At 38.3% G+C, this 22,894-nt stretch carries 24 protein-coding genes and 1 tRNA gene; 14 read left to right on the top strand and 11 right to left on the bottom strand.

Annotated features, from left to right (window positions below; all coding sequences use genetic code 11):
- Window positions 1-90: 90 nt before the first annotated feature.
- The gene (locus tag B4B65_RS16380) at window positions 91-3,114 is read right to left on the bottom strand and encodes a DUF2723 domain-containing protein (protein WP_293916979.1); all 3,024 of its coding nucleotides are present in this window, start codon (window positions 3,112-3,114) and stop codon (window positions 91-93) included.
- Between the two features lie 495 nt (window positions 3,115-3,609).
- Between B4B65_RS16380 and B4B65_RS16385 the strand changes: the two genes are divergently transcribed.
- From B4B65_RS16385 to pth, 4 genes are all read left to right on the top strand, one after another.
- Window positions 3,610-3,680, top strand: a tRNA-Gln gene (locus tag B4B65_RS16385).
- Window positions 3,681-4,025: 345 nt separating this feature from the next.
- A complete protein-coding gene (locus B4B65_RS16390; RefSeq protein ID WP_003011088.1) occupies window positions 4,026-4,982 on the top strand; it encodes a ribose-phosphate pyrophosphokinase in 957 nt (318 codons plus the stop codon).
- Window positions 4,983-5,136: 154 nt separating this feature from the next.
- Window positions 5,137-5,733 carry a 50S ribosomal protein L25/general stress protein Ctc gene (locus B4B65_RS16395; protein WP_293916981.1) on the top strand — a complete coding sequence of 199 codons (597 nt, stop codon included), beginning with the start codon at window positions 5,137-5,139 and terminating at the stop codon, window positions 5,731-5,733.
- Window positions 5,734-5,904: 171 nt separating this feature from the next.
- Window positions 5,905-6,465: an aminoacyl-tRNA hydrolase gene (pth, locus tag B4B65_RS16400; protein WP_201680571.1), complete on the top strand. Its 561-nt coding sequence runs from the start codon at window positions 5,905-5,907 to the stop codon at window positions 6,463-6,465.
- A gap of 63 nt (window positions 6,466-6,528) precedes the next feature.
- Here the strand turns inward: pth and B4B65_RS16405 are convergent, their stop codons facing one another.
- A complete protein-coding gene (locus B4B65_RS16405; protein WP_293916984.1) occupies window positions 6,529-8,106 on the bottom strand; it encodes a M56 family metallopeptidase in 1,578 nt (525 codons plus the stop codon).
- Window positions 8,107-8,111: 5 nt separating this feature from the next.
- Complete coding sequence (locus B4B65_RS16410) at window positions 8,112-8,474, bottom strand: BlaI/MecI/CopY family transcriptional regulator (RefSeq protein ID WP_201680573.1); 363 nt, start codon at window positions 8,472-8,474, stop codon at window positions 8,112-8,114.
- Between the two features lie 300 nt (window positions 8,475-8,774).
- On the opposite strand from B4B65_RS16410, the gene B4B65_RS16415 reads away from it, so the two are divergent.
- The 4 genes from B4B65_RS16415 (at window position 8,775) to B4B65_RS16430 (ending at window position 12,128) form a co-directional block, all read left to right on the top strand.
- On the top strand, window positions 8,775-9,680 hold the full coding sequence (locus B4B65_RS16415) for a LysR family transcriptional regulator (RefSeq protein WP_201680574.1): 906 nt from the start codon (window positions 8,775-8,777) through the stop codon (window positions 9,678-9,680).
- 79 nt (window positions 9,681-9,759) lie between these two features.
- Window positions 9,760-10,737: a c-type cytochrome gene (locus tag B4B65_RS16420; RefSeq protein WP_201680575.1), complete on the top strand. Its 978-nt coding sequence runs from the start codon at window positions 9,760-9,762 to the stop codon at window positions 10,735-10,737.
- Between the two features lies 1 nt (window position 10,738).
- Window positions 10,739-11,209, top strand: coding sequence for a DsrE family protein (locus B4B65_RS16425; RefSeq protein WP_293916987.1), 471 nt, complete (start codon window positions 10,739-10,741; stop codon window positions 11,207-11,209).
- Between the two features lie 10 nt (window positions 11,210-11,219).
- Window positions 11,220-12,128 (top strand): molybdate ABC transporter substrate-binding protein, encoded by a 909-nt coding sequence (locus tag B4B65_RS16430; protein ID WP_293916989.1) that lies wholly within the window; start codon window positions 11,220-11,222, stop codon window positions 12,126-12,128.
- Between the two features lie 161 nt (window positions 12,129-12,289).
- Here B4B65_RS16430 and B4B65_RS16435 read toward each other — a convergent pair whose 3' ends face one another.
- From B4B65_RS16435 to B4B65_RS16470, 8 genes are all read right to left on the bottom strand, one after another.
- Window positions 12,290-12,475 carry a hypothetical protein gene (locus B4B65_RS16435; RefSeq protein WP_293916991.1) on the bottom strand — a complete coding sequence of 62 codons (186 nt, stop codon included), beginning with the start codon at window positions 12,473-12,475 and terminating at the stop codon, window positions 12,290-12,292.
- 183 nt (window positions 12,476-12,658) lie between these two features.
- On the bottom strand, window positions 12,659-13,027 hold the full coding sequence (locus B4B65_RS16440; protein WP_293916993.1) for a DUF4240 domain-containing protein: 369 nt from the start codon (window positions 13,025-13,027) through the stop codon (window positions 12,659-12,661).
- Window positions 13,028-13,100: 73 nt separating this feature from the next.
- Window positions 13,101-13,439, bottom strand: coding sequence for an Imm10 family immunity protein (locus B4B65_RS16445; protein WP_293916995.1), 339 nt, complete (start codon window positions 13,437-13,439; stop codon window positions 13,101-13,103).
- 126 nt (window positions 13,440-13,565) lie between these two features.
- The gene (locus tag B4B65_RS16450) at window positions 13,566-13,895 is read right to left on the bottom strand and encodes a hypothetical protein (RefSeq protein ID WP_293916996.1); all 330 of its coding nucleotides are present in this window, start codon (window positions 13,893-13,895) and stop codon (window positions 13,566-13,568) included.
- An 8-nt stretch (window positions 13,896-13,903) separates the two neighbouring features.
- Window positions 13,904-14,209, bottom strand: a complete 306-nt coding sequence (locus tag B4B65_RS16455) for a hypothetical protein (RefSeq protein ID WP_293916998.1) — start codon at window positions 14,207-14,209, stop codon at window positions 13,904-13,906.
- Window positions 14,210-14,281: 72 nt separating this feature from the next.
- Window positions 14,282-15,118: a hypothetical protein gene (locus B4B65_RS16460; RefSeq protein WP_293917001.1), complete on the bottom strand. Its 837-nt coding sequence runs from the start codon at window positions 15,116-15,118 to the stop codon at window positions 14,282-14,284.
- Window positions 15,119-15,159: 41 nt separating this feature from the next.
- Entirely contained in the window at window positions 15,160-15,738 is a 579-nt protein-coding gene (locus B4B65_RS16465; RefSeq protein WP_293917003.1) for a hypothetical protein, read from the bottom strand.
- 77 nt (window positions 15,739-15,815) lie between these two features.
- Complete coding sequence (locus B4B65_RS16470; RefSeq protein ID WP_293917005.1) at window positions 15,816-16,493, bottom strand: suppressor of fused domain protein; 678 nt, start codon at window positions 16,491-16,493, stop codon at window positions 15,816-15,818.
- 424 nt (window positions 16,494-16,917) lie between these two features.
- Between B4B65_RS16470 and B4B65_RS16475 the strand changes: the two genes are divergently transcribed.
- From B4B65_RS16475 to B4B65_RS16500, 6 genes are all read left to right on the top strand, one after another.
- Window positions 16,918-18,207 carry a citrate synthase gene (locus tag B4B65_RS16475; RefSeq protein WP_293917007.1) on the top strand — a complete coding sequence of 430 codons (1,290 nt, stop codon included), beginning with the start codon at window positions 16,918-16,920 and terminating at the stop codon, window positions 18,205-18,207.
- A gap of 155 nt (window positions 18,208-18,362) precedes the next feature.
- On the top strand, window positions 18,363-19,436 hold the full coding sequence (nuoH, locus tag B4B65_RS16480) for an NADH-quinone oxidoreductase subunit NuoH (protein ID WP_293917009.1): 1,074 nt from the start codon (window positions 18,363-18,365) through the stop codon (window positions 19,434-19,436).
- Between the two features lies 1 nt (window position 19,437).
- Entirely contained in the window at window positions 19,438-20,007 is a 570-nt protein-coding gene (locus B4B65_RS16485; protein WP_293917011.1) for a 4Fe-4S binding protein, read from the top strand.
- A complete protein-coding gene (locus tag B4B65_RS16490; RefSeq protein ID WP_293917013.1) occupies window positions 19,959-20,552 on the top strand; it encodes an NADH-quinone oxidoreductase subunit J in 594 nt (197 codons plus the stop codon). Before B4B65_RS16485 ends, B4B65_RS16490 begins: the two co-directional genes overlap by 49 nt.
- Complete coding sequence (nuoK, locus tag B4B65_RS16495; protein ID WP_293917015.1) at window positions 20,549-20,854, top strand: NADH-quinone oxidoreductase subunit NuoK; 306 nt, start codon at window positions 20,549-20,551, stop codon at window positions 20,852-20,854. Before B4B65_RS16490 ends, nuoK begins: the two co-directional genes overlap by 4 nt.
- Before the next feature lie 2 nt (window positions 20,855-20,856).
- A complete protein-coding gene (locus tag B4B65_RS16500; RefSeq protein ID WP_293917017.1) occupies window positions 20,857-22,893 on the top strand; it encodes an NADH-quinone oxidoreductase subunit L in 2,037 nt (678 codons plus the stop codon).
- The last annotated feature ends 1 nt before the right edge of the window (window position 22,894 follow it).

The raw sequence follows: 22,894 nt of genomic DNA on the forward strand, positions 1-22,894 counted from the left end.
ATAACAAAAGACCCGGATTCTTTACGAATCCGGGTCTTTCTATTTCATTAATAAAGTGTCAACATATCATTTTGACAAGCTGACAATCTGTTATTGCTGTATATGATACTGCTGTGTCAACTGATTGATCAGGCCGTCTACTTCTTTTGCCAACGGATTATTCCCTTGCGTTGCTAATATATCTTTATATCTTGATAGCGCATAAAATCCATATTGTATATTACGTCCTTCCAGATCCGGTTTTGTTTCCGCAATAGCCTGGTAGTAAGCAATATTCTCTTTAATGAATTTCAGGTTACGTGACAGTATCTCGTCAGCTTTTTGTTTTTCACCCGTTTTGTACAATGCTTCGATAACCGTCCAGTAACTCAATGTCTCCGGCATACCATAGACACGTTTAGGCATATTTTTGTATGCATCTAATGCCAGGTTTTTGGCTTCGGTCATTTTTCCCTGTGCCTCCAGACGAGAGATTGCATCACCATAAATACTTCCTACGTACAGTGAAATGTAACGGTAAGAATCCGGATCGATATAAGATGCATTAGCAATATTACCCCACTTAAATTTATTCAGCACATTAGTATATACCGCAGCCGGATCTATAAGTGCACGGCCTCCTCCTTCTTTTATGCCCATATCCACAGGCATTAGGCGAAGTGCAAATCCTTCTGAAACCAGATAACGGTCTAATCCCATATAATTGTCATCAGGAACAGTAATAGTAAAGTAGACAGGCCTCTTCCAATTGTTATTGGCAATCACGGCCATCATAGCCAATTCTGCTCTGGAAACGATATTTTTATTATACGTCCACACGAGTGAATCTGTAATGGCGTCATTCCAGTCCTGAGGCACGACTTTATTAGCAAGTACCGCTTGTTTATCAACCTGCAGGAACATTTTCTTTGTTGGAAGGTAGTTAACCATCTCTCCACTCTGCAACTGTGCCTTATACTCAGGATCGTCTGACAACATGATGGTCAACAGGTCTTTAACATTTACATAACCCGGAATACCGGCATCCTGATAATAAATAATATCACGGACTCCGTCTTTGATCTTTTCAGGATCAATATTCATAGGTAATGCATCCGCGTTATTTACTTTCTGCATCATCTGCTTCATGTACCAATCCGAGCTTAATAAACTCAGATTGACTACCCTTACATCCGTACGGAATCCTTCGACTTCCTGTACATACCATAATGGATACGTATCATTATCACCATAGGTAAATAAGATGGCATTAGGCGCACAAGACTCCAGATAATTGCGGGCCATGTCACGAGCCAGATATTTTTCTGATCGATTATGATCATTCCAGTTTTGTGCAATAAGAATAACCGGACCTCCGATGATACAGATTGCTGTAGCAATGTATCCGGCCAGTTTAGGATCTACTTTCTTTCTCAGAAAATCTGCTATAGCTACGACACCCAAACCTATCCATATACTAAATGCATAGAAAGATCCGGCATAAGCATAATCACGTTCACGTGGTTGCAGCGGAGATTGATTCAGGTAAAGTACAATAGCCAATCCTGTAAAGAAAAACAAAAGTCCGACAATACCTGCATCACGCTGTCTTCTGCCGAAATGCCAGAATGCACCGATCAGGCCAATGATAAGCGGTAAGAAGAAGTATTTGTTATAAGACGGATCAGTAATAACAGAAGTTGGCAATGCCTTCTGTCCACCTACGTGCATCTGATCAACCGGCTGTTTGATACCCGAGATCCAGTTGCCTTCCGTAAATGTTCCGTTGCCTTGTTGATCATTCTGTCTGCCGGCAAAATTCCAAAGGAAATAGCGGCCATACATATGACCTATCTGATAGCCAAAGAAAAATTTAAGATTGTCTCCGAATGTAGGTTGCTCATTTTCACCTAAATTAAGGTAATCCCGATAATACATAGGATGGCCACCTCGGTCACTGTATATGCGTGGAAAGATCGTCTCACGGCTATATTCATAATCCACTTTTTTCTTAGCCACTACATATTTATTCCCGTCTTTCCGGTATACATTACCGGTCTCTTTGGAACTGATTGGTTCGGCATCAAAATATTTACCCTTCATCAGCGGCTCATCACCGTATTGCTCCCTGTTAAGGTAGCTCAGGAATGTAAAAGCATTCTCCGGATCACTGTTATTCAGTGTAGGATTTGCCTTTGCACGTACCATGATCATGGCAAATGAACTATATCCGAAGATTACAAATGCAGTACACAACAACGCTATATTTAACAGCGGTTTTAATTTTTTGACAGAATACCAAATTCCGAAAATCAAGGCTCCGATCAGTAATAGCAGGAAGAACGTAACTCCTGAACCGAAACCAAGTCCCAATGTATTCACAAAGAACAAATCAAAGTAAGCTGCGAATTTGACAGAGAATTGTATAATACCCCAAAGTATAAGCCCTAAGATCACAACGCCTAATAACAAGGCTGAGACAGCCCCTTTTGAAGTAGCTTTATTTGTTCTGCGGAAATAGATCACCAATGCAATAGCAGGAATAGCCAATAAATTCAATAAGTGAACACCAATGGAAAGTCCCATTACATAGGCAATAAATACCAGCCATTTATCTGCGCCCTGTTCATCTGCATGATGCTCCCACTTCAATATAGCCCAGAATACTACGGCAGTACATAGTGATGACATGGCATATACCTCAGATTCTACAGCAGAGAACCAAAATGTATCTGTAAATGCGTATGCTAATGCTCCTACGATACCAGCACCCATAATCTGGATCAATGCAACGGAAGATATCTCCTCCCCCTGAGTGACCAGCACTTTACGGGCTAAAGCCGTTACTGTCCAGAATAAAAACAGAATAGTCAATCCACTGGAAACAGCTGAACCGATATTCATCCAGAATGCGATACGCATCGTATCCCCCATTGCAAGGTTAGAGAAGATGTTTTGAAGCATTAAGAATAAAGGAGCTCCAGGTTGGTGAACGATCTGAAGTTTGTATGCTGAGGCTATAAACTCACCACAGTCCCACCAACTCACCGTTCTTTCGGCGGTCATCACATACACTACTGTAGCAATAATAGCGCACAGCCACCCAAGCAGGTTATTAATTTTAGTATAATTCATAAATTTATGCTGGTATTTTGATAATACGCTCCGAAAATAAGGAATACAAACGGACTTAGGAACAATATTATGCTTTTTTAACACAAAATTTCAATTTCTGAAGGCTATATTAACCTCTGCACATCCCTGAATCGGGTCTTCGCAAAAGAGCGAAATAAATTATTTTACTGAAAATCAGACCCGATATAGAAATTCGTAAAAAAAGTTTTGGAGAAATAAAAAAGCCCCGTATATTTGCATCGTCAAAATGAAACACAACGTTTCAAGACGTGATTGTCCTATAGTATAAGGGTAGTACGACAGTTTTTGGTACTGTTTGTCTTGGTTCGAATCCAGGTGGGACAACTCAAAAAAAGAGAATTGCAAAAGCAGTTCTCTTTTTTTATTTTATTCCCTTCACAGCTCCGACAGACAGTTTTTTGATCCGGTTTAGTTTTGATTATTTAAAACATTTGCCTATCTTTGACACATATTAGCAGGCTATGCTGATAAGTTTGTCCCATAGTATAATGGTAGTACGACAGTTTTTGGTACTGTTTGTCTTGGTTCGAATCCAGGTGGGACAACAAAAAAAGAGAATCGCAAAAACGGTTCTCTTTTTTTTGTTATTCGTTACTCCCCTGTCCATCACATTTTCATACACACAACCATCTCTGAAATTGATTTTTAAAGGTTTTTTGGGAATACTTTAAATTTGCATAACGTGATCTTTGCGATTATAAAACATTTACATAACTTTGCCCCAACATCAGCAAGCGCTTTTGCCACGATTGTCCTATAGTATAAGGGTAGTACGACAGTTTTTGGTACTGTTTGTCTTGGTTCGAATCCAGGTGGGACAACTTTAAGTACATTATAAAGAAATTTATTGAAGTAAATTCTATTCTAATCCTTATACAAAAACACTCACCATGCCTTTGCAATTTAACACCGTAAAATTATTTGCTGGTTCCGGCACACAGGAATTATCAGAAAAAATCGCAAAATCTTACGGAAAACCTCTTGGGGACAAAACATTATCAAAATTCAGTGACGGAGAGATCCAGCCATTCTACAATGAATCAGTACGTGGCAGCGATGTTTTCCTGATCCAATCCACCAATCAGCCTACTGACAATCTTTTGGAGCTGTTGTTGATGATTGATGCTGCAAAAAGAGCTTCCGCTCACTACATTACTGCAGTAGTTCCTTATTTCGGATTTGCCCGCCAAGACCGCAAAGACAAACCACGTGTAGCTATCGGCGCCAAAATGATCGCAAACCTGATCACAGCATCAGGCGCTCACCGCATTATGACAATGGATCTACACGCTGCACAGATCCAGGGATTCTTTGATATTCCGGTAGATCACCTTGACGGATCTGTAATCTTCGTCCCGTACATCAAATCATTGAATCTTCCTAATCTGACAATTGCATCGCCAGACATGGGAGGCTCGTATCGTGCACGTACATTTGCAAAGTTCTTCAACGCTGAGGTTATCATCTGTGACAAACGCCGTAAACGTGCTAATGAGATTGAATCTATGTCTATCATCGGAGATGTAACAGGACAGGATGTGGTATTGATCGATGATATCTGTGACACAGCAGGAACTTTATCTAAAGCAGCTGCTCTGATCATGGAAAACGGAGCGAAATCTGTGCGTGCAGTATGTACACATGCTGTACTTTCAGGAAAAGCTTACGAAACCATCGAAAACTCTGTCCTTACAGAAATGATTGTAACAGACACCATCAAACTGGATGCTGACAAGATGAGCACATGCAGTAAGATCAAAGTATTATCTACAGCCGATCTGTTTGCTAATGCAATCAAAAATGTAAATGAGCACAGCTCTATATCTGATCTTTTTCAGGTAGACTAAGATATACCGGGGCAAAGATCAGGAGGGAAAATTAAATATAATCAGATCTTCAGATTCCTGCGACACACAGTACGTCAGGCATTTTGATTTTTTAATTTTGACTTTTAATTTTTTAATTTCTATCTTTGCACCTCAAATTTTAATAAATTAAAACATGAAATCAATTGCTATTAGCGGTTCTGCAAGACAGAACGTAGGGAAAAGAGATGCAAAAGAATTGCGTTACGAAGGTCAGGTACCTGCAGTTCTTTACGGTAGTGGTACTCAGACACACCTATCTGTATCCGCAGCTGATTTGAAACCAGTGCTTTACACTCCGGAAGTTGTATTCGTAGAATTAGACATCAATGGAAAAAAATCTAAAGCAATCGTTCAAGACGCTCAATTCCACCCTTTAACAGACTTAGTTATTCACATTGACTTTTTAGAGTTAAATGACGAGAAAGAAGTTTCTGTAAATATCCCTGTAACATTGACTGGTACTTCTCCAGGTGTTAAAATGGGGGGTAAATTAGTTCAAAAACTGCGTAAACTTCGCGTTAAAGCTACTCCTAACAACTTGCCTCAATCTATCGAAGTTCCTATGGAATCTTTAGAAGTAGGTAAATCAGTACGTGTTGCTCAGGTTCAGTTGAAAGATGCTAAAATCTTAAACAACCCTGACGATACTATCGTTTCAGTTGTTATGTCACGTGCATTGCGTCAGGCAGAGCAGGAAGCAGCTAAGGCAGCTAAAGGTGGTAAAAAATAATCGTTAATCACGATTATCAACCATATTGCAAAAAGGCATCGGTAAATTCCGGTGCCTTTTTCTTTACTGTCTGAATTCATCTTTATTCCACACGAATCCTATAGTTTATAGCAGAAAATCCACTTACAAAGTAGGATTTTATTATTTTTGCAGACAAAGTTTAAGAAAGAAATGAATTATCTAATTGTAGGCTTGGGCAATATAGGACGTGAATATCAGGATACACGTCACAATATTGGTTTTATGGTCGCAGATGAATTGGTCGCTCAGGCAGGGGGATCTTTTTCCACACTGAAGCATGCATATTATGCAGAATATAAGCAACGCGGACATAACGTCTATGTTATCAAACCAACGACTTACATGAACCTTAGCGGTAAGGCTGTCAATTTCTGGATGCAGCAACTAAAAGTACCGATCGCTAATCTTCTGGTTATAGTGGATGATCTGGCACTTCCGTTTGGCACCATACGTCTCAAACCTAAAGGTAGCAGTGCCGGACATAACGGACTAAAATCTATAGAAGCACTATGTGGAGGACAGGCGTATCCAAGACTTCGCTTCGGAATCAGTGACAATTTTGCTAAGGGGCGTCAGGCAGATTATGTACTTGCTCCGTTTGATAATGATGAGCAGAAAGAGTTACCTGCTCTTATAGAACGGTCCGTACAGATGGTCAACAGTTTTATCAATATTGGAATAGAACTAACGATGACCAATATGAATAAATAAAAAAGACCGGAAAATATTTCCGGTCTTTTTTATTCTCTTTATCAGAAACGCTTATAACTCCTTTTATTTTTTGACCGTATCTTCTTCTATTTGTTTCTTCTTCGTCGTAATCTTAATAACTCCGTTTTCACCTCTGCTACCATGCAATACGGTTGCCGCTGCGTCTTTTAGAATTTCTATAGATTCTATTGAATTAGGATCTATATCCTTTAAACTTTTACTTCCCTCCTGAATTTTATTGTCAATGATTACCATAGGATCTTTACCTTCTTTTAGTCCATGGATACGTAGTTGAGATACCCCTGCGTCTTTGCTGTTGCTATTCAAAATTCTCACTCCCGTAACCTTACCGCTAACATTCGTGTAAGTTGTATCTCTCTTAAAAGTAGTAGCCTGGTCAGTATTAACAACACTGGAAGTACCTTTCTTAAGTGTTATCATTACAACCCCGTTTTCTGCTTTTTTGCCATACAGAGATGTGGCTGAAGCATCTTTCAACACATTAATAGCTGTTATTTCCTCAGATTGAATATTCGCAACATCTTCCTTTGTTATTTCTTTACCATTCACCACATACATAGGTTCTTTACCTGACGAAGCTGAACGAATAATGATCTTGTTGCGTGTCGTATCCCTTTTATTAATGATGACTTTCTCCTGAACAGTTTTATCCACATTGGCCTCTCCAACAACTTTTACCACTTTTACAGTATCCTGCTTTAGTGTCGGAAGGTTAACGTCTAAAGCTGTCGCTTTGGTCACAGATACGATCTTTTCGATTCTGGCTTCCGCCTGATTCACAGTCAATGCTGCGCCTGCAAAAATAAACGCAGGTAATATGAACGCATACTTGCTCAATTGCAATTTTGAAGAGCGCTTTTTATTCATCATCATAATTCTTTGCTTAAGGGTTTTGAAATTAAATTGATTGCTGATACCTATAGCAGCTCCCTGCTTAGTAACATGCAACAAACTGTATTGATAGGCCTTACGGTCTACACCGCTATTCAGCACTTGCTGATCGGTAAGAAATTCCAGATTCTGACGGATTGCTTTACGCATCAACCAGACAAACGGATTATACCAGCATAAGATTAATGCCAGTTCGCTCAGTAAAATATCAAAGCTGTGCTTTCCTTTCACATGAATCTCCTCATGATGAAATATATCTGCCAGTTCTATATCTTCATGGAGGCTTTTATTGACATAGATTTTATTCAAAAAGGAAAAAGGTACAATAGGGATCCATACATTCCGGAAGATAAATGTTCTCCACTGTGCAGGCCGGCTATACATATGTATACGTAGAAGACTTGCTAACTGCACCAGAAAACGTACGAGCAGAATGACTGCACCTGCCACTAAAACGCCAATAATAATATCATTCAGACTCAGTTCTTTTACAGCGGGTTCCGTCATCTGCGGGAGGATCGTGAGGTATTCGCCTATTGCTACGATTGGATTTGAAAACCAACTCTGGATATCCAAAAAAGGATAAGTAAAAGAAAAGATAATACCTGTCAGAAAGTAAATCCTGTTCAAGGAATAAAAAGTCAGATTTTTCAACAATCCGATGTAACTTACATACACAATGATCAACAAGAGATTGATCTGTATACTATAATAAAGTAGGTTTTCCATAGCTACTAGCTTTTATTGTTCTTGATCATATCCATAATCTCTTCCAGCTCGGAAGCAGATAACTTATCTTCTTTTACAAAGAAACTGACCATCTCTTTGTAGGAGTTTTTAAAATAATCACCCACAAAGCCGCTCATGAATCGCTTCTTATATTCTTCTTCCGTGATCAGAGGTTCATAACGTTTTGCATTGGCATATTTTACAGCCTTTACATAACTTTTTCGCTCCAGGTTTTTGACTGTGGATGCCAGTGTGGTATATGGGACTGAAGAACCTTTGATATTGTCCAGTATTTCTTTAATGAATCCCCCATTCAATTGCCAAATGGATAACATTGCTTCCTCTTCCTGAATCGTTAACTTTTCCATATTTGTGATTTTATATTTAACACAACACAATATTACGAAATATTCGTAGACTAACGATAATTTTAGAAATATTTTTTGAATGCGTATGAAAATCAGCCTTATATGTACCAAAGCCTGATTTTAACTGATGTATTATTGTAACAATATTCGAGGTTTGTTCAAAATACTCTACTAAGTCTATTTATTATCTTTATTGTAACAATATTATCGGTTGATTTAAGTTTAACTGATTTTTGATAGCTTTACGTTCATTTAGGGCTTAGCACTATTCATTTACACCGCTAAGTTCACTCTGCAAATATGGAATTTGATTATAGACTTAAGGTATTTTACGTGGCTGCCAATACGTTGAATTTTACAAAAGCAGCAACGGAATTGTTCATTTCACAACCTGCTGTAAGTAAAAATATTCAGGAAATAGAGAATGCTGTAGGAACACCGCTTTTTGAACGGTTAGGGAACCGACTGATGCTGACCAAAGCAGGCTCTATACTCTATCATCATACTCAGCTTATATTTGAACAGTACAATCAGGCTTCATATGAAATCAACAAAATAATCGGAAAAGAAAACGGCAGCTTGTTTATTGGTATCAGTACTACTATTTCACAATATGTCATTCCCAAAATACTGGCACAATTCGTTGCATCCTGTCCGGAGAATGATATCAAGGTATATGAATATAATTCCAAAAGAGTTGAAGAACTCTTGCTCCGAAAAGAAATACATCTCGGAATAACGGAAGGACTTACAGACAACCGCTCCTTAAAGTTCACGCCTTTTCTTAAAGACGAAATCGTACTGGTTACTAACGCTGAAAACCATTTATTCAACAAAGAAGAATGCAGCCTTAATGATCTTTATGAAATACCTTTAGTGATTCGCGAGACCGGTTCGGGTACCAGAGATATTATAGAAGAAAGGTTGCGCCAGAAAGGTATTGCAACTCATAAATTAAAGGTCGAGATTACGCTGTCATCTACAGAAAGCATCAAGGAATACCTTAAATACAGTAAGGCGGCCGCTTTTGTCTCTGTTCATGCCATCAGCAACGAACTAAATACGAATCAGCTCCGGATTATAGAATTGACAGATTTGAATATAGAACGTTATTTCTACATTACGCATTTGCATGGAGGACTGACAGGGCTCCCGGAAGCATTTTTAAAATACATTCAAAAGCACAAAAACCATATTTACTCATAACATTTCATTATACCATATAATAATATGATATTATAACTCCATTACTTGTTCCCCTAGATTTGTACAAAATCTAATAATTATGGAGGAAGAATTAAGAAAATCAGGAAGAATAATCCGCTATGTGATCGCTTTAAGTATAATACTGGTCTGCTTCATTGTAGTCAGTCTTTATTTCACTATTCATCCTCCCCTATCTCAGGCAATGGCTTCAGAGCAATCGGACAGTATGCTGACACATGTTGATCAGTATAAAGGAATCTCCTTTGCGGATAATACCGAAGGTAAGCTGGCTGCAGAAGGTGAAAAGCTGATTAAGGAAACCTACAATTACTTCTATAAGGATGGACAAAAGATCGGTAATCGTCTGGCTTGTACAAACTGCCATCTGAATGGAGGAACAAAAGCATTTGCAGCTCCTTATATTGGATTAAGCGGCGTATTTCCCATTTACATCGGCAGGGAAGATAAGATTGAATCGCTGGAAGAACGCATCAACGGATGCTTTGAACGCAGTATGAATGGACAAGCTATCGACGTAAACAGTACAGAAATGCGCGCTATTGTGACTTATATCAAACAAATAAGCACTAAAGCGCCCATAGGCAAACGAATTGCTGGACAAGGCTTTGTAAAGATCGTCATACCTGAACGCGCGGCTAACCCAAAGACGGGATCTGTCATATTTCAGAAACAGTGTCAAAGTTGTCACGGAAATACGGGACAAGGCATCAAATTAGCAAATAATAAAGGATATCAATATCCCCCATTATGGGGAGACGATTCGTACAATGATGGAGCCGGCATGGCCAGATTGCTGACAGCAACTAAATTTATCAAAGCCAATATGCCCCTGGGCGCAACTTATGAAGCTCCGGTATTATCTGATGAAGAAGCGTATGATGTAGCCGCCTATATCAACTCCTTTCCCAGACCTGTAAAGGCAAATAAAGAAAAAGATTATCCTAATCTGGAAAAGAAGCCGAAGGATTCGCCTTATCCTCCGTTCAATGATCAAATAAGTCAATTACAACATAAATATGGACCTTATAACTTTTAAAATGATGAACAAAAAACTGATGTTGATAGTACTTATACTGGTAAGTATAACTACAGTGTATGCACAAAGCAAAGATCCTTTACTACAAAACAAAGAATTTACCGGCGCTGAAGCGAAGCTTAAAAGCTATAAAGCCATCTATCAACTGGACACCAATGACCCGAAAATTATGGAGAAAGCTATCCGAAACATCAATAATGCTCTGGATGATCCGCGTTTGCAAGGTAAACTACAGATTGAGCTCATCACTTTTTCGGGAGGAACAGAAGCCTACCTGAAAAGCTCATCAAAATTTGAAGAGCCTTTAAAAAAACTGATCCAACGTGGTGTTATTGTGGCGCAGTGTCTCAATTCCTTAAAAGAGCGGAACCTCAGCAAAGATCAGCTGTTTGATTTCGTTGCCTATGTACCTAGTGGAAACGGAGAACTTATTATTCGTTCCCTCCAAGGCTGGACTATTATTAAACCTTAATCTTATGTTTATGTACAAATTAGTTATTTATATATTAGTATGTTTGAGTATCATCTCTAATGCTCAGGCACAGGATCACCGGTTTGATCCTCCGTGGAATACGCCACCACAATCAGCAGTTAATTTTACTATTCCGGGAATAGACAATATTCCTGACCTGTACGGTGAGATAGAAAATCCGCAATTGGTTATTTTCTTTGCCGGCAACCAATTTATGGTCATTGATGACCTGATCAAAGGATTCAAAAAGGAGCATCCGCAATATGAACGTATTTTTGTAGAAACCTTACCTCCCGGAATTCTCGCCAAACAAATACAAGGCGGTTCGCTGACTATAGGTAATCTTAAACTCACCCATACAGCAGATATCTATACTGCGGGGCAAAGACGCATTACAGAAATGGCCGATTATTTTGACCAAACCATTGAATATGCCCGCAATAAACTAATCCTGATGGTGCCTAAAGACAATCCCAAGAATATCCGGTCGTTAGAAGATCTGCAACGCAAAGATGTACGGGTAAGCATGCCTAATCCGGCATGGGAAGGTGTAGGTGAACAGATCAAGACGGCTTATAGAAAAGCAGGTGGTGATCAACTTGTCTCTGCAGTAATGGATATAAAAACCAAAGACGAAAGTACTTACCTGACAAAGATTCACCATCGGGAAAGTCCTTTACGTATATTGGAAGGGAAAGCAGATGTCGCTCCGGTATGGTATTCAGAAGTGGTATTTCAGAAACTTATCAACCATCCTGTAGACGGTGTCGAAATACCTGCAGATCATAATATTACCGCTAAATATATGGCAGGAAAGCTGAAAAAAGCAAAGAATCCGGAAGCCGCAGCAGCATTTATGAAATACCTGCAGTCTCCGGTAGCTAAAGCTATTTACAAGAAATACGGATTTGAAGTATAATGGCTCCGATTTAACAATAAAATACCCTGTTAATTTTTAAATTAACAGGGTATTTTACCACTTTCTCCACTCATTCTTCTATAGACTTCTATAGCTACAAAATTCTGATATTTTTTAGTTATTGATTTCTGGATGCTTTTCAGCTCTTGCCCTAATGCAGTTTAGTCTTTAAAAAAGGATGCTTTAAGACCCTGGCTACCACCAAAATTTTCATACTGTCTGATATGCGCATTTATTTCTCCAAATTCTTTTATTCCGCAATTGAATGACATGCTCTTCTTATTGCTGAACGTAAAAACGAATATTTCATCTTTATAATCAAATCGTATATTTTTAATGCTTTCCATTCCTTTATAAAAGATGTTCTTACCTGAAATATTAAAATTGATCTTTTCTGAAATGAAATCAACAGACCCGCATTCCTGATTATTATTTTCTACATAGCATCTAAGATGCGCCTCCTCTAAGACTGCACATGAAGTTATGCTGACAGTATGGGCAAAGAAAGAATTAACCATTATATTTTAATATTAATAGATACCTGTTGACTCCCCGTATTTTTCTACACAGACTTCATCTGCTACTCCATAAAGAATCTGATCGGTAAAATCGTTGACATTATTTGGTATTTCACCGGGATTGTTCAGGATATGAAAATAGAACGCTTTTCCATTACTCACAATCCAGTTTGCTATATCTTCAATTCCATCTTCAGATTCTTCCATACAATCTGTAAAAGGAGCTTCCTGTAATTCTACTGAAGCATCTACAAATTCTTCCTGAAATCTAATAAGTTCATCTTTAGAAAAATTGTCCAAAAGCTCTCTCAGCGTATCTCTGTTTAAATTCGCATTGTTAATTACAGACCAAAACCATTCTGATATTTCTATGTCTTTCATTTTATATGACTTTTCTTCGTGATGTGCTATAGTATTCCTGAAATGATTTTATGGAGATTAATCCTATAACCTGTCAGGCTTTTACCTGCAACAAATCACCGAATATATGCTTTAAATAATTCATAAAATTTTCAGGTAGCAGGACATCCCCAATGTCTACAGTTATTTCACTCTCTTCTATATGTAATATCATGGCCGTATTGCTGATCGACACATGCGTACAACAATTGATGCACTGGTCTCCATTACATTCAATAAAGATGTCTCCTGATTCTTCCATATTATATGACTTCTGAAATAGAATATACTTCTCATAGTCAAACTCATCTTCAGAAAGACCAACCATAAAATATTCCTCATCTTCCTCTTTGGAAGCATAGGCAAATTTCGCCTTAAATGTTACTTTATACATATTCCGGAACAATACAATCCTTACTTATACGGTTTCAATATTTTTTAATCTTTCCATAATCTGTGGCTGGATTCCTTTAACTCTTAACTGATTAAGACAGCATAGTTCATTATATCCTCCTAATCATTATTTTCCGACCAATGCATTTACTGCATTTTTCAATTTATCTGCTTCTTTGATGCTGAAGTTTACAACAAATTTCAGATCCGGAACGTTGTTTTGAATTATTGGATTTTCTATCGTAAAGTGAATAGAACTTCCTGTAAATTCATACTTAAACTCCGTTTTCAGTGCGCTTACATAATTTGTCTGATCATTTATCTCTATTTCGATCTCATCTTCATACGCTAAGCAACTAAGGGAAAGATAATTCCCGGCATTAACAAATGTAATGCTGACCAGTTCATCCCAGTTATCTTCCATACTATAAACGATCTGCTGACTTTCAAATATCATATACATTTCTAATAATCATCTATCAAAATAACATTCGGACTATAGAATTTTCTGTAATATTGCTCAATCAGGCTGACTACTCTTGTCCTTTCCTTTTTACTCATGTTTTGGCCGGAGCTATCCCATTTTTTCACAGATCTGGTAAATATTGCAGCATGTTCCGCATCAATTGTACAGATCAATCCTCTTTCATTTTCTATAAACAGTAAATTTTCACCTCGTCCTAAAACCCGGATACCATACTGGTTACCGGCTTCATCAATTATCCGGTGTATATCTTCGCGCTGCATTAATTCTTCGAGGTAGCTATCCATTACATTCAGTTTTATTCCTTTAAATTTATCCTTTGAAAAAACCAGCAATCAATCTGACACAACTATCTGTTATTATACCACTTCGTCCAAATATTGAATTTCTCTCCTTCGGACAAATTGTAATTTATCTTTGAAGTCTGTTATTTTATTATTCATTATTTCCTGCTTCTCCACCCAATTATTTTGACTGTCATAATGAAATGTATTCGTATGTATGGTTATCCAATCTCCGCCATTGTAGGATTTATTATTGCTTTTCTTTCTTGTGAGATTGCCAAATGGATCATAAGTATAGATATCCATTTTTACAAAATTATCGTTTTCCAATTCCTCTTCTGATGCAAACACTTTTTCATCCATAAGTTTACCGTCCTTATCAAATGTACTTTGTGTAATATCGAAAAGGCGGTTAAAAGAATAGTAATAGGTCGTTCTTACTTTTTTGCCCGAATGATCAATAACTTCTTTAGTATCCCATTGTTCATTATAAGGATCTTCATTTACTTCCTCTTCAACTTCTAACTCTATTTCATTTTCAAAATTCCTGATGACATTTCCATCCTTATCGTAAATCTCCTTATAGGAAACACCTTGTCCGTAATCATACTGCTTTTCCAATAATACACCGTCATCGCTATACAGATTTTGGCTGAAATATTTACCATCAGTTTGTTTCAGAGCATCTTCTATCAAGATATGGTTAGCATTATATGCTTTGATCAAGGTTTTCGTTAATCTCCCATCGCTATGGTATACTTCCCACCGAACGATATTGCCAGCATCATTAAAATATGTTATCTCAAATCCCAACAGGATTAAATTTTCATTTTCAGGTTGAAACGTCAATTCTTTGACCCATGCAATCTTCCCGGATATATTAGCACTTTCAAGATCGTTATTTCCTATCATATTCTACCAATCCATTATATTTTTTACAAAAAAGGCACCCCTTATTTTTCACATAAAACTTCTTCGGCAAATCTCAAATCCTCAGTATTATTAGTCACACATTTTAGAATATTACTTTCATTTTGGATATATAACACCGATCTATGATCCTTTCCAAGCCATATTTTATTGGGATAGGAAAAGGGATTAAAAAACTGATTCCAATATTTTTTAACAGGCACATATATCCCGTATCCTGAGAATTGAAGTTCAAATTTATATTCTGCTTGCTCTGATAACCAATCTGTATATTCTGTAAGGAGTAAAGTAGACAGAGTAAATTCATAAGACTCCCATTCTCTCTTGCCTTTGATATAAGGAACCGGATCTTTATCACTTTCCAGCTCATTCTTTCTCAGCATAAACAGATCTGCATTTCGCCCGTATATACTAAATTCAATGCTATCGACAGTATCTTCCAGATAAGCTAAAAAAGGATAACTTTTCTCCGGTAAGGCTTTATTAAAAGAATACAGCACATCAACATATGTTTCTGCCGTATCACGATCTTCAGTCAGCCTGATACTAAACAACATTTGGTGAATGGCTTTCAGATTATTTTCAAATTCAGAAACAGTCATTTTTATACGATACTTTTATTTTTGCATATTTACCCCTGTTCTACTAACCGTCATGTGGCATTGGTCAATTCTAATCTTTATACTGCAAGTAGATTTTCACGTTTTTCATCAAACACCTCCGCTACATCATTTTCGATTAACAGATCAAAAAATTTGCTGTAACCATGCTGTATTTTATACTCCATTTCGTTTTTATATAAGGGAAACAGACTATAAAAATTTATTAGGTTGTCTTCGCACGTGATCTGCATAAAATCTTCTCCGAAAGTAGCGGAAGGCAATAATATACAACCGGTGAAAAGTGTATGCTTATCGTATGGATCGGCTATATCATTCCATGCCTGCAAAGTATGTCCTTCTGTCAAAAAAGTATCCTGATGATGCGGAAATCTCGCCATATCTTTCATCATACCTATTATCCAATCATTTTTATCGTCGCTCGGATAGGTTTTATTAAATTCCATCTCTTTAGGGATCAATAACATGAGCTCCGCAAATGTATAATCCGCTCTATCCTGAATAGTTTCGGGAACAGTCATTTCCAACAGACTCATACCGGATGTGACCAGCAAATTAAACTCTTTATCTTTCGGCTGAATAAAATAAACATCCAGATGAAAGTCCAGAGAAAGCATTTCGTGGAAAACAGTCATTTCCTCACTTTCGAAATACTTATCCAGGTGTTTTTCCAAAGCTTCGACATGTTTATAATAATGCTTTCTGTTCTGGATTTTTTTGATTAATTCTTTGTCCATATTTTTTATTTGTATTCTATCCGAAATTCCGCCATCTGACCTTTGATCTACAGAAACAGGCTATTTAAATATAATGTTTTTCTTTTAAACTATCGATGAAAAAGAGGAATTGCAAATCACACGAGAATCTGCTAATAAGAGACTTACACATGTTTAAACACATGAAAAAAATCTGTTTTCAGCAAATTTTTAATGGAGAACAGCATTTTATTTTTTTATGCCGCCACTCGTTTTTTTTCGAAAAAAGTTGAATTTTCTGATTATTTTGAATATTTTGGAAAGTATTGTTAACGCAACGCAAAATTAGTTTTAACCCTATATCAAATTGTCCCTATATGACTTAAATATGGCATTTTAATTCATTTTGGCATATTGATTTACATTTCAATTTATTTACATTTGCATAATACAAGATATTCAAACTATGTCTGAAACAGTTAAACTTACTTTAAACGATTCATCATATGAGCTTCCTGTAATCACAGGAACTGAAAATGAAAAAGCTATTGACATCTCCAAACTAAGAGATCAAACCGAGTATATAACATTAGATCCGGGATTTAAAAATACAGGTGCTACAAAAAGTGCCATTACTTTTTTAGATGGTGAAAAAGGCATTCTGCATTACAGAGGTTACCCTATTGAACAATTAGCTGAAAAATCTACATTTTTAGAGGTTGCTTATTTATTGATCTTTGGTGAATTGCCTTCAGACGAGACTTTGAAAAAATTCAGACATGATATCAGCAAGCATACACTGATTCATGAGGACATGAAGAAATTCTTTGATGGATTTCCTTCTAAATCCCACCCAATGGGACAGCTGTCCTGTTTAGTAGGAGCACTGTCTGCTTTCTATCCTGAATCGTTGAATCCTAACGCTACGGAAGAAGAGGATAACCTGACAATTGTTAAATTACTGGCTAAAATGCCGACAATTGTTTCCTGGATTCACAAAAAATCATTGGGTCATCCAGTGATCTATCCTAAAAACAATCTTAACTACGTACACAACTTCCTAAGCATGACTTTCGGTCAGGTAACGGAAGATGTGACTATAGATCCGATCGTTATTGATGCGATGCACAAATTGCTGATCCTTCATGCTGATCATGAACAAAACTGTTCAACTTCTACGGTTCGTATCGTAGGTTCATCTAATGCGAATCTATACGCTTCTGTTTCTGCAGGTATCTCCGCTTTATGGGGTCCTCTTCACGGAGGAGCGAATCAGGCAGTTATTGAGATGCTTGAGGCTATCAAAAATGATGGCGGTGATGCAGATAAATATCTGGCTAAAGCTAAAGATAAAAACGATCCTTTCCGTTTAATGGGATTCGGTCACCGTGTATACAAAAACTTCGACCCTCGCGCTAAGATTATCAAAAAGACATGTGACGATATCTTAGAAAAGCTGGGTATTAATGATCCTGTCCTGGAAATCGCAAAACGCCTTGAAGAAGCTGCATTAAGCGATCAATACTTCATTGACAGAAAATTATATCCAAACGTAGATTTCTATTCCGGTATTATCTACCGTGCATTAGGTTTCGATTCAGAAATGTTCACTGTACTATTCGCTTTAGGCCGTCTTCCGGGATGGATCGCACAGTGGAAAGAAATGCGCGAAAACAAAGAGCCTATCGGACGTCCGAGACAGGTCTATACAGGTTCACAAAAACGCGACTACGTAGAGCTGAAAAACAGAAAATAATTCATTTTGAATATAGAATTAAAAGGCACTCTCTTCGGGTGCCTTTTTTAGTTCAAAAAAAATCTACTAAATAAGTATAACTTCATGGTTAGATGCTTAAATAATGCTGAGTTTTCCTTATGTTTGCAATCTAATTAAGAATTATTCTAAAAAACTTGACCGACCTGTTAATCGATATACTGGTACCTGTAGCAATTTTTAGTTTTATTGCTATTTTCACGCTGTTTGCGGTATATGCTGAGCGTAAAATTGCCGGTTTTGTACAGGATCGCCTCGGGCCTATGGAAACCGGAAAATTCGGAAGCCTGCAAACTATAGCAGACATCCTGAAACTACTCCAGAAAGAATTCATTACTCCCTCTGCTGCAGATAAAATATTGTTCGCTGCAGCCCCTGTTATTATCTTTATTGCTGTTTTTATTGGTTTTAGTGTAATGCCCTGGGCTCCGGGATTTATTCCGGCTGATACACACACCGGATTATTTTTTATAATGGCGGTTGTCTCCATTGATGCAATAGGTATACTTATGGCGGGCTGGGGATCAAATAATAAGTATTCCTTATTAGGATCTATCCGAGCCATTGCACAAATGGTATCGTATGAGATTCCGGTAGGATTATCCCTGATTGCAGCTGTAATGATTACACAGACGCTGAATCTCAACGAAATAGGTGTAAATCAGGGAATTTTGTCTACAGAAAGTATTAAGTTTCTGGGATTCTGGGAAGTCAATACAGTCGGAGGAATATTTGCCTGGAATATCTTTCAGGCTCCGCATCTCCTGGTGGTGTTTGTTATCTTCTTTATCGCCACATTAGCAGAATGTAACAGAGCTCCGTTCGATATCCCGGAAGCGGAATCGGAACTGATCGGAGGTTTTCATACCGAATACGGAGGGATCAAATTTGCATTTGTCTTCCTTGCGGAATATGCCATGATGTTTTTAGTTGCCATGCTGGGGGTTGTTATTTTCCTCGGAGGATGGAATACACCTCTGCCTAACATCGGCTCCCTGAAATTAGCAACCTGGACCACCGGATTATGTTGGGGAATCTTCTGGACACTGGCCAAATCGCTGCTCATCGTCGGCGTACAAATGTGGATCAGATGGACACTGCCACGGCTCAGAGCAGATCAGTTGATGGCTTTATGCTGGAAAATCCTGATCCCTACAGCATTTGTCTGTATGGCCATCTCAGGAATATGGAGATTAGTTGTTATGAATTAATATGATGTTGATAAAGACGACCATAAATGCATTACTCACGGCTGTCAAAGGACTCACTTTGACTGTCAGCCACCTCTTTGGTGCGCGTCGTGCACGTCATGAGCTAGACATCACAAAAGATCATTATTTTGACAAGCAGGACGGGGTAGCTACGGTACAGTTTCCAAAGCAGAAAATGCCTATTCCTGAAGTCGCCCGTTATCAGTTGGAGGTAGAGATAGACGATTGTATCGTATGTGATCTTTGCGCCAAAGCCTGCCCTGTAGATTGTATAGATATCCTGGCTATTAAATCACCTGAAGCAATCGGAAAAACTTCCGATGGAAGTGTAAAACGTCTTTATGCGGAGAAATTCGATATCGATATGGCCAAATGTATGTATTGTGGTCTTTGTACTGTGGTATGTCCTACGGAATGTATCACCATGACCAACCAGTACGACCGCAGCACATCCAAACTTACTGACCTTATCTATGGTTTCTCGGAAATGTCTGACACAGAGGTAGCACAACGTAAAGAAGAATGGACGAAATTCCAGGCAGAGAAGGAGGCTGCAAAAAAACAATCATGACGCTTGAAGAACTTTTGTTTTATGCCTTCGCAGCACTGGCTATCGGTTCAGCACTGTTGGTTGTTAACCTGAAAAACACAGCAAGGGCGCTTTTCTTGTTTTTCATTGTTCTGTTCGCTATGGCCGGACTGTATCTCTTTGCGCTTGCTGATTTTGTAGCGATCACCCAGATCATGGTATATGTAGGTGGTGTACTGATCCTGATGATCTTTGCATTCATGTTGTCCAACAAGGAATTGCTCAAAGATCTGCAACATGCTTCCGGTAAGTTTCTGACTTTGCCTAACTGGCAGTCTTTGATTCTTAGTTCGGCTTTTTTGCTTATTATGATCACAGCCGTGGTCGAATGGCAATCTGAAGTACCGGCCTGGATCGAGCAGGCGCGGATTAATAATACTTTCATTCGTCCATCTGACAATAATATTCAACAACTTGGATTCAAGTTTATGACGCAATATATTCTTCCTTTTGAGCTCATTGGTATCTTTCTGATGATGACACTGATCGGCGCAGCTCATTTATCCAGAAAGGAGGATAAATTTTGATTACTTTAACTCATTTTCTGGTCGTGAGTGCCTGTATATTCTGCATTGGTCTCTATGCAGTCTTATCGAAAAAGAATGCTATTATGATCCTGGTAGGTATTGAACTGATGATCAATGCGGCAATTCTTAATTTTGTAGCATTCGGCCGTTATGATAAAATCAATTACGGCGGACAGGTTTTCGCATTATTTGCTATCGTACTGGCGGCGGCAGCAGTAGCAGTAGGTCTGGCGATTATTCTGAATGTCTATCGTCATTATAATACCATCAATCAGGATCAGGTACAGGAATTAAAAGATTAGTATTGAATCACTTCAACGACATATCGCCCGTTACAACTGCACTGCTTACTTTAGCTTTGCCTTTTGCGGCTTTTCTATATCAGGCACTCTTAGGAAAACGTGCACAGTCCGGTATTATTCCGGCTGTTGCAATAGCCTTAAGTGCCCTTTTTGGCCTTCTTACCTTTGTTGAAATCTGGAACTACCGTACATTCCACATTCAGATCGATTGGTTTACAATAGGCAATAAAACATTTACAGTAGGTATTTTGCTCAATAATCTCACCGCACTGATGCTGCTGATTGTACCTGTTATAGCACTTCCGGTACATGTATACTCGAGGTCTTATATGCACGGAGATAAAGGTATTCATCGCTACTGGATGTATTTGAGCTTATTTTGCTTTGCTATGTTGGGTCTGGTCATGATGAACAACCTGCTGCTGATGTATATTTTCTGGGAACTGGTAGGGTTTGCTTCTTACCTGCTTATCGGATTTTGGTTTACGAAAGAGTCTGCTGCGCAGGCAAACAAAAAGGCATTTATCATTAACCGGATCGGTGACCTGGGTTTTTTAACCGGGATTGCCATTGTATACAGTCAGTTTGGCACATTAAATCTCGTGGAATTATTTGGTTCCGATGGTTTGGCTTATCAGGCTATATTAAGTGATGGTCAATGGATATCTCCCATGAATACGATGCCGGCAGGTTGGTTGACAGCAGCCGGGATAGCATTCTTTATCGGTGCTATGGCTAAATCCGCCCAATTTCCCTTACATATATGGCTTCCGGACGCAATGGAAGGACCAACTTCTGTATCGTCTCTTATTCATGCGGCCACTATGGTTGCAGCCGGCGTATTTTTAATGGCGACCCTGTTCCCCTTATTTAATGAAACGGTATTACTTGTTATTGCTGTAATCGGAACTTTGACAGCAGCAAGTGCAGCATATTTTGCATTGGCACAATATGATATCAAACGAATTCTGGCTTTTTCAACTATATCTCAATTGGGATATATGATGGTGGGTATTGGTATAGGTGCATGGGACGCCGCGATTTTCCATTTGGCTACACATGCATTTTTCAAATGTTTACTATTCTTATGTGCCGGGGCAGTAATCCATGAAATGGTGCATCTCAAAGAAAAAAGTCAGCAGGATTTTGATGCACAGGATCTTCGAAATATGGGAGGACTCCGCAAGTATATGCCTAAGACATTTGCACTGATGGCACTCTCCTCTCTTGCATTATCCGGATTTCCGCTGACATCGGGTTACCTGTCCAAAGACAGCATTATTATTTCGGCATTCGAATGGAGTAGCACACACGGAGCAGCGTATCATATCATTCCTGTCCTATTGATCCTGGTCAGTATCCTGACTGCATTCTATATCGGCAGATTAATATTTAAAGCTTTTTTCGGACAGCTTCGCGTACCTGTATTGGCTACTGTAAATATACATGAAGCACCAAAGATGATGCTTATCCCCATGTTTTTTCTGGCGGTATGGTGTTTATTTCCGGTTTTCTCCTTTAATCCACTGTCATACCATCATGCCTGGATCGTGGACGGTTTACTGGATCAATATCCCTATGCAATCAATCCTGCAGCCCACCTCGTTATTCCGGTTATCCTTACTTTTGGAGCTTTGGTAAGCTGGTGGATCGGTTATAAGTGGTATGTCAAAGATGGATATCCGTTTAATCCGCAACATAGACTAATACAGGCCTCTTTAAAACAAGGGTATTTAAATGAACTGTATACATTTGTTTTCGTGGATGGCACTGTGCAGTTAGCAAAAATTTGTTTTTGGATTGACCGGAATATCGTGGACGGTATCGTTCACCTGATTTCTTTTATAATATTACGTTTCTCCGCTATCATTACCTGGATAGACCGGGTGCTTGTGGATGGCTTTGTCAATTTGGTAGCTAAAACAGCCTATTGGCTTGGAAATGTGTTTCGTCATATACAGAATGGTCGCTTGCAGTATTACCTGTTTTCGGTCTTTTTCGTTGTTTTGATTGGTTTAGTTTATTTGATCATAAAATAAA

The organism is Sphingobacterium sp. UBA5789 (assembly GCF_002418355.1).
GTDB lineage: Bacteria > Bacteroidota > Bacteroidia > Sphingobacteriales > Sphingobacteriaceae > Sphingobacterium.

Excerpts from the sequence above, each read along its gene's own strand:
- B4B65_RS16475 (WP_293917007.1), top strand. The coding sequence starts at position 16,918 with ATGTCTGAAACAGTTAAACTTACTTTAAACGATTCATCATATGAGCTT.
- pth (WP_201680571.1), top strand. The coding sequence starts at position 5,905 with ATGAATTATCTAATTGTAGGCTTGGGCAATATAGGACGTGAATATCAG.
- B4B65_RS16380 (WP_293916979.1), bottom strand. The coding sequence starts at position 3,114 with ATGAATTATACTAAAATTAATAACCTGCTTGGGTGGCTGTGCGCTATT.
- B4B65_RS16425 (WP_293916987.1), top strand. The coding sequence starts at position 10,739 with ATGATGAACAAAAAACTGATGTTGATAGTACTTATACTGGTAAGTATA.
- B4B65_RS16490 (WP_293917013.1), top strand. The coding sequence starts at position 19,959 with ATGGACGAAATTCCAGGCAGAGAAGGAGGCTGCAAAAAAACAATCATG.
- B4B65_RS16470 (WP_293917005.1), bottom strand. The coding sequence starts at position 16,493 with ATGGACAAAGAATTAATCAAAAAAATCCAGAACAGAAAGCATTATTAT.
- B4B65_RS16445 (WP_293916995.1), bottom strand. The coding sequence starts at position 13,439 with ATGTATAAAGTAACATTTAAGGCGAAATTTGCCTATGCTTCCAAAGAG.
- B4B65_RS16440 (WP_293916993.1), bottom strand. The coding sequence starts at position 13,027 with ATGAAAGACATAGAAATATCAGAATGGTTTTGGTCTGTAATTAACAAT.
- B4B65_RS16420 (WP_201680575.1), top strand. The coding sequence starts at position 9,760 with ATGGAGGAAGAATTAAGAAAATCAGGAAGAATAATCCGCTATGTGATC.
- B4B65_RS16410 (WP_201680573.1), bottom strand. The coding sequence starts at position 8,474 with ATGGAAAAGTTAACGATTCAGGAAGAGGAAGCAATGTTATCCATTTGG.
- B4B65_RS16415 (WP_201680574.1), top strand. The coding sequence starts at position 8,775 with ATGGAATTTGATTATAGACTTAAGGTATTTTACGTGGCTGCCAATACG.
- B4B65_RS16460 (WP_293917001.1), bottom strand. The coding sequence starts at position 15,118 with ATGATAGGAAATAACGATCTTGAAAGTGCTAATATATCCGGGAAGATT.
- B4B65_RS16430 (WP_293916989.1), top strand. The coding sequence starts at position 11,220 with ATGTACAAATTAGTTATTTATATATTAGTATGTTTGAGTATCATCTCT.
- B4B65_RS16390 (WP_003011088.1), top strand. The coding sequence starts at position 4,026 with ATGCCTTTGCAATTTAACACCGTAAAATTATTTGCTGGTTCCGGCACA.
- B4B65_RS16455 (WP_293916998.1), bottom strand. The coding sequence starts at position 14,209 with ATGGATAGCTACCTCGAAGAATTAATGCAGCGCGAAGATATACACCGG.
- B4B65_RS16450 (WP_293916996.1), bottom strand. The coding sequence starts at position 13,895 with ATGATATTTGAAAGTCAGCAGATCGTTTATAGTATGGAAGATAACTGG.
- B4B65_RS16395 (WP_293916981.1), top strand. The coding sequence starts at position 5,137 with ATGAAATCAATTGCTATTAGCGGTTCTGCAAGACAGAACGTAGGGAAA.
- B4B65_RS16465 (WP_293917003.1), bottom strand. The coding sequence starts at position 15,738 with ATGACTGTTTCTGAATTTGAAAATAATCTGAAAGCCATTCACCAAATG.
- B4B65_RS16485 (WP_293917011.1), top strand. The coding sequence starts at position 19,438 with ATGATGTTGATAAAGACGACCATAAATGCATTACTCACGGCTGTCAAA.
- B4B65_RS16435 (WP_293916991.1), bottom strand. The coding sequence starts at position 12,475 with ATGGAAAGCATTAAAAATATACGATTTGATTATAAAGATGAAATATTC.
- B4B65_RS16405 (WP_293916984.1), bottom strand. The coding sequence starts at position 8,106 with ATGGAAAACCTACTTTATTATAGTATACAGATCAATCTCTTGTTGATC.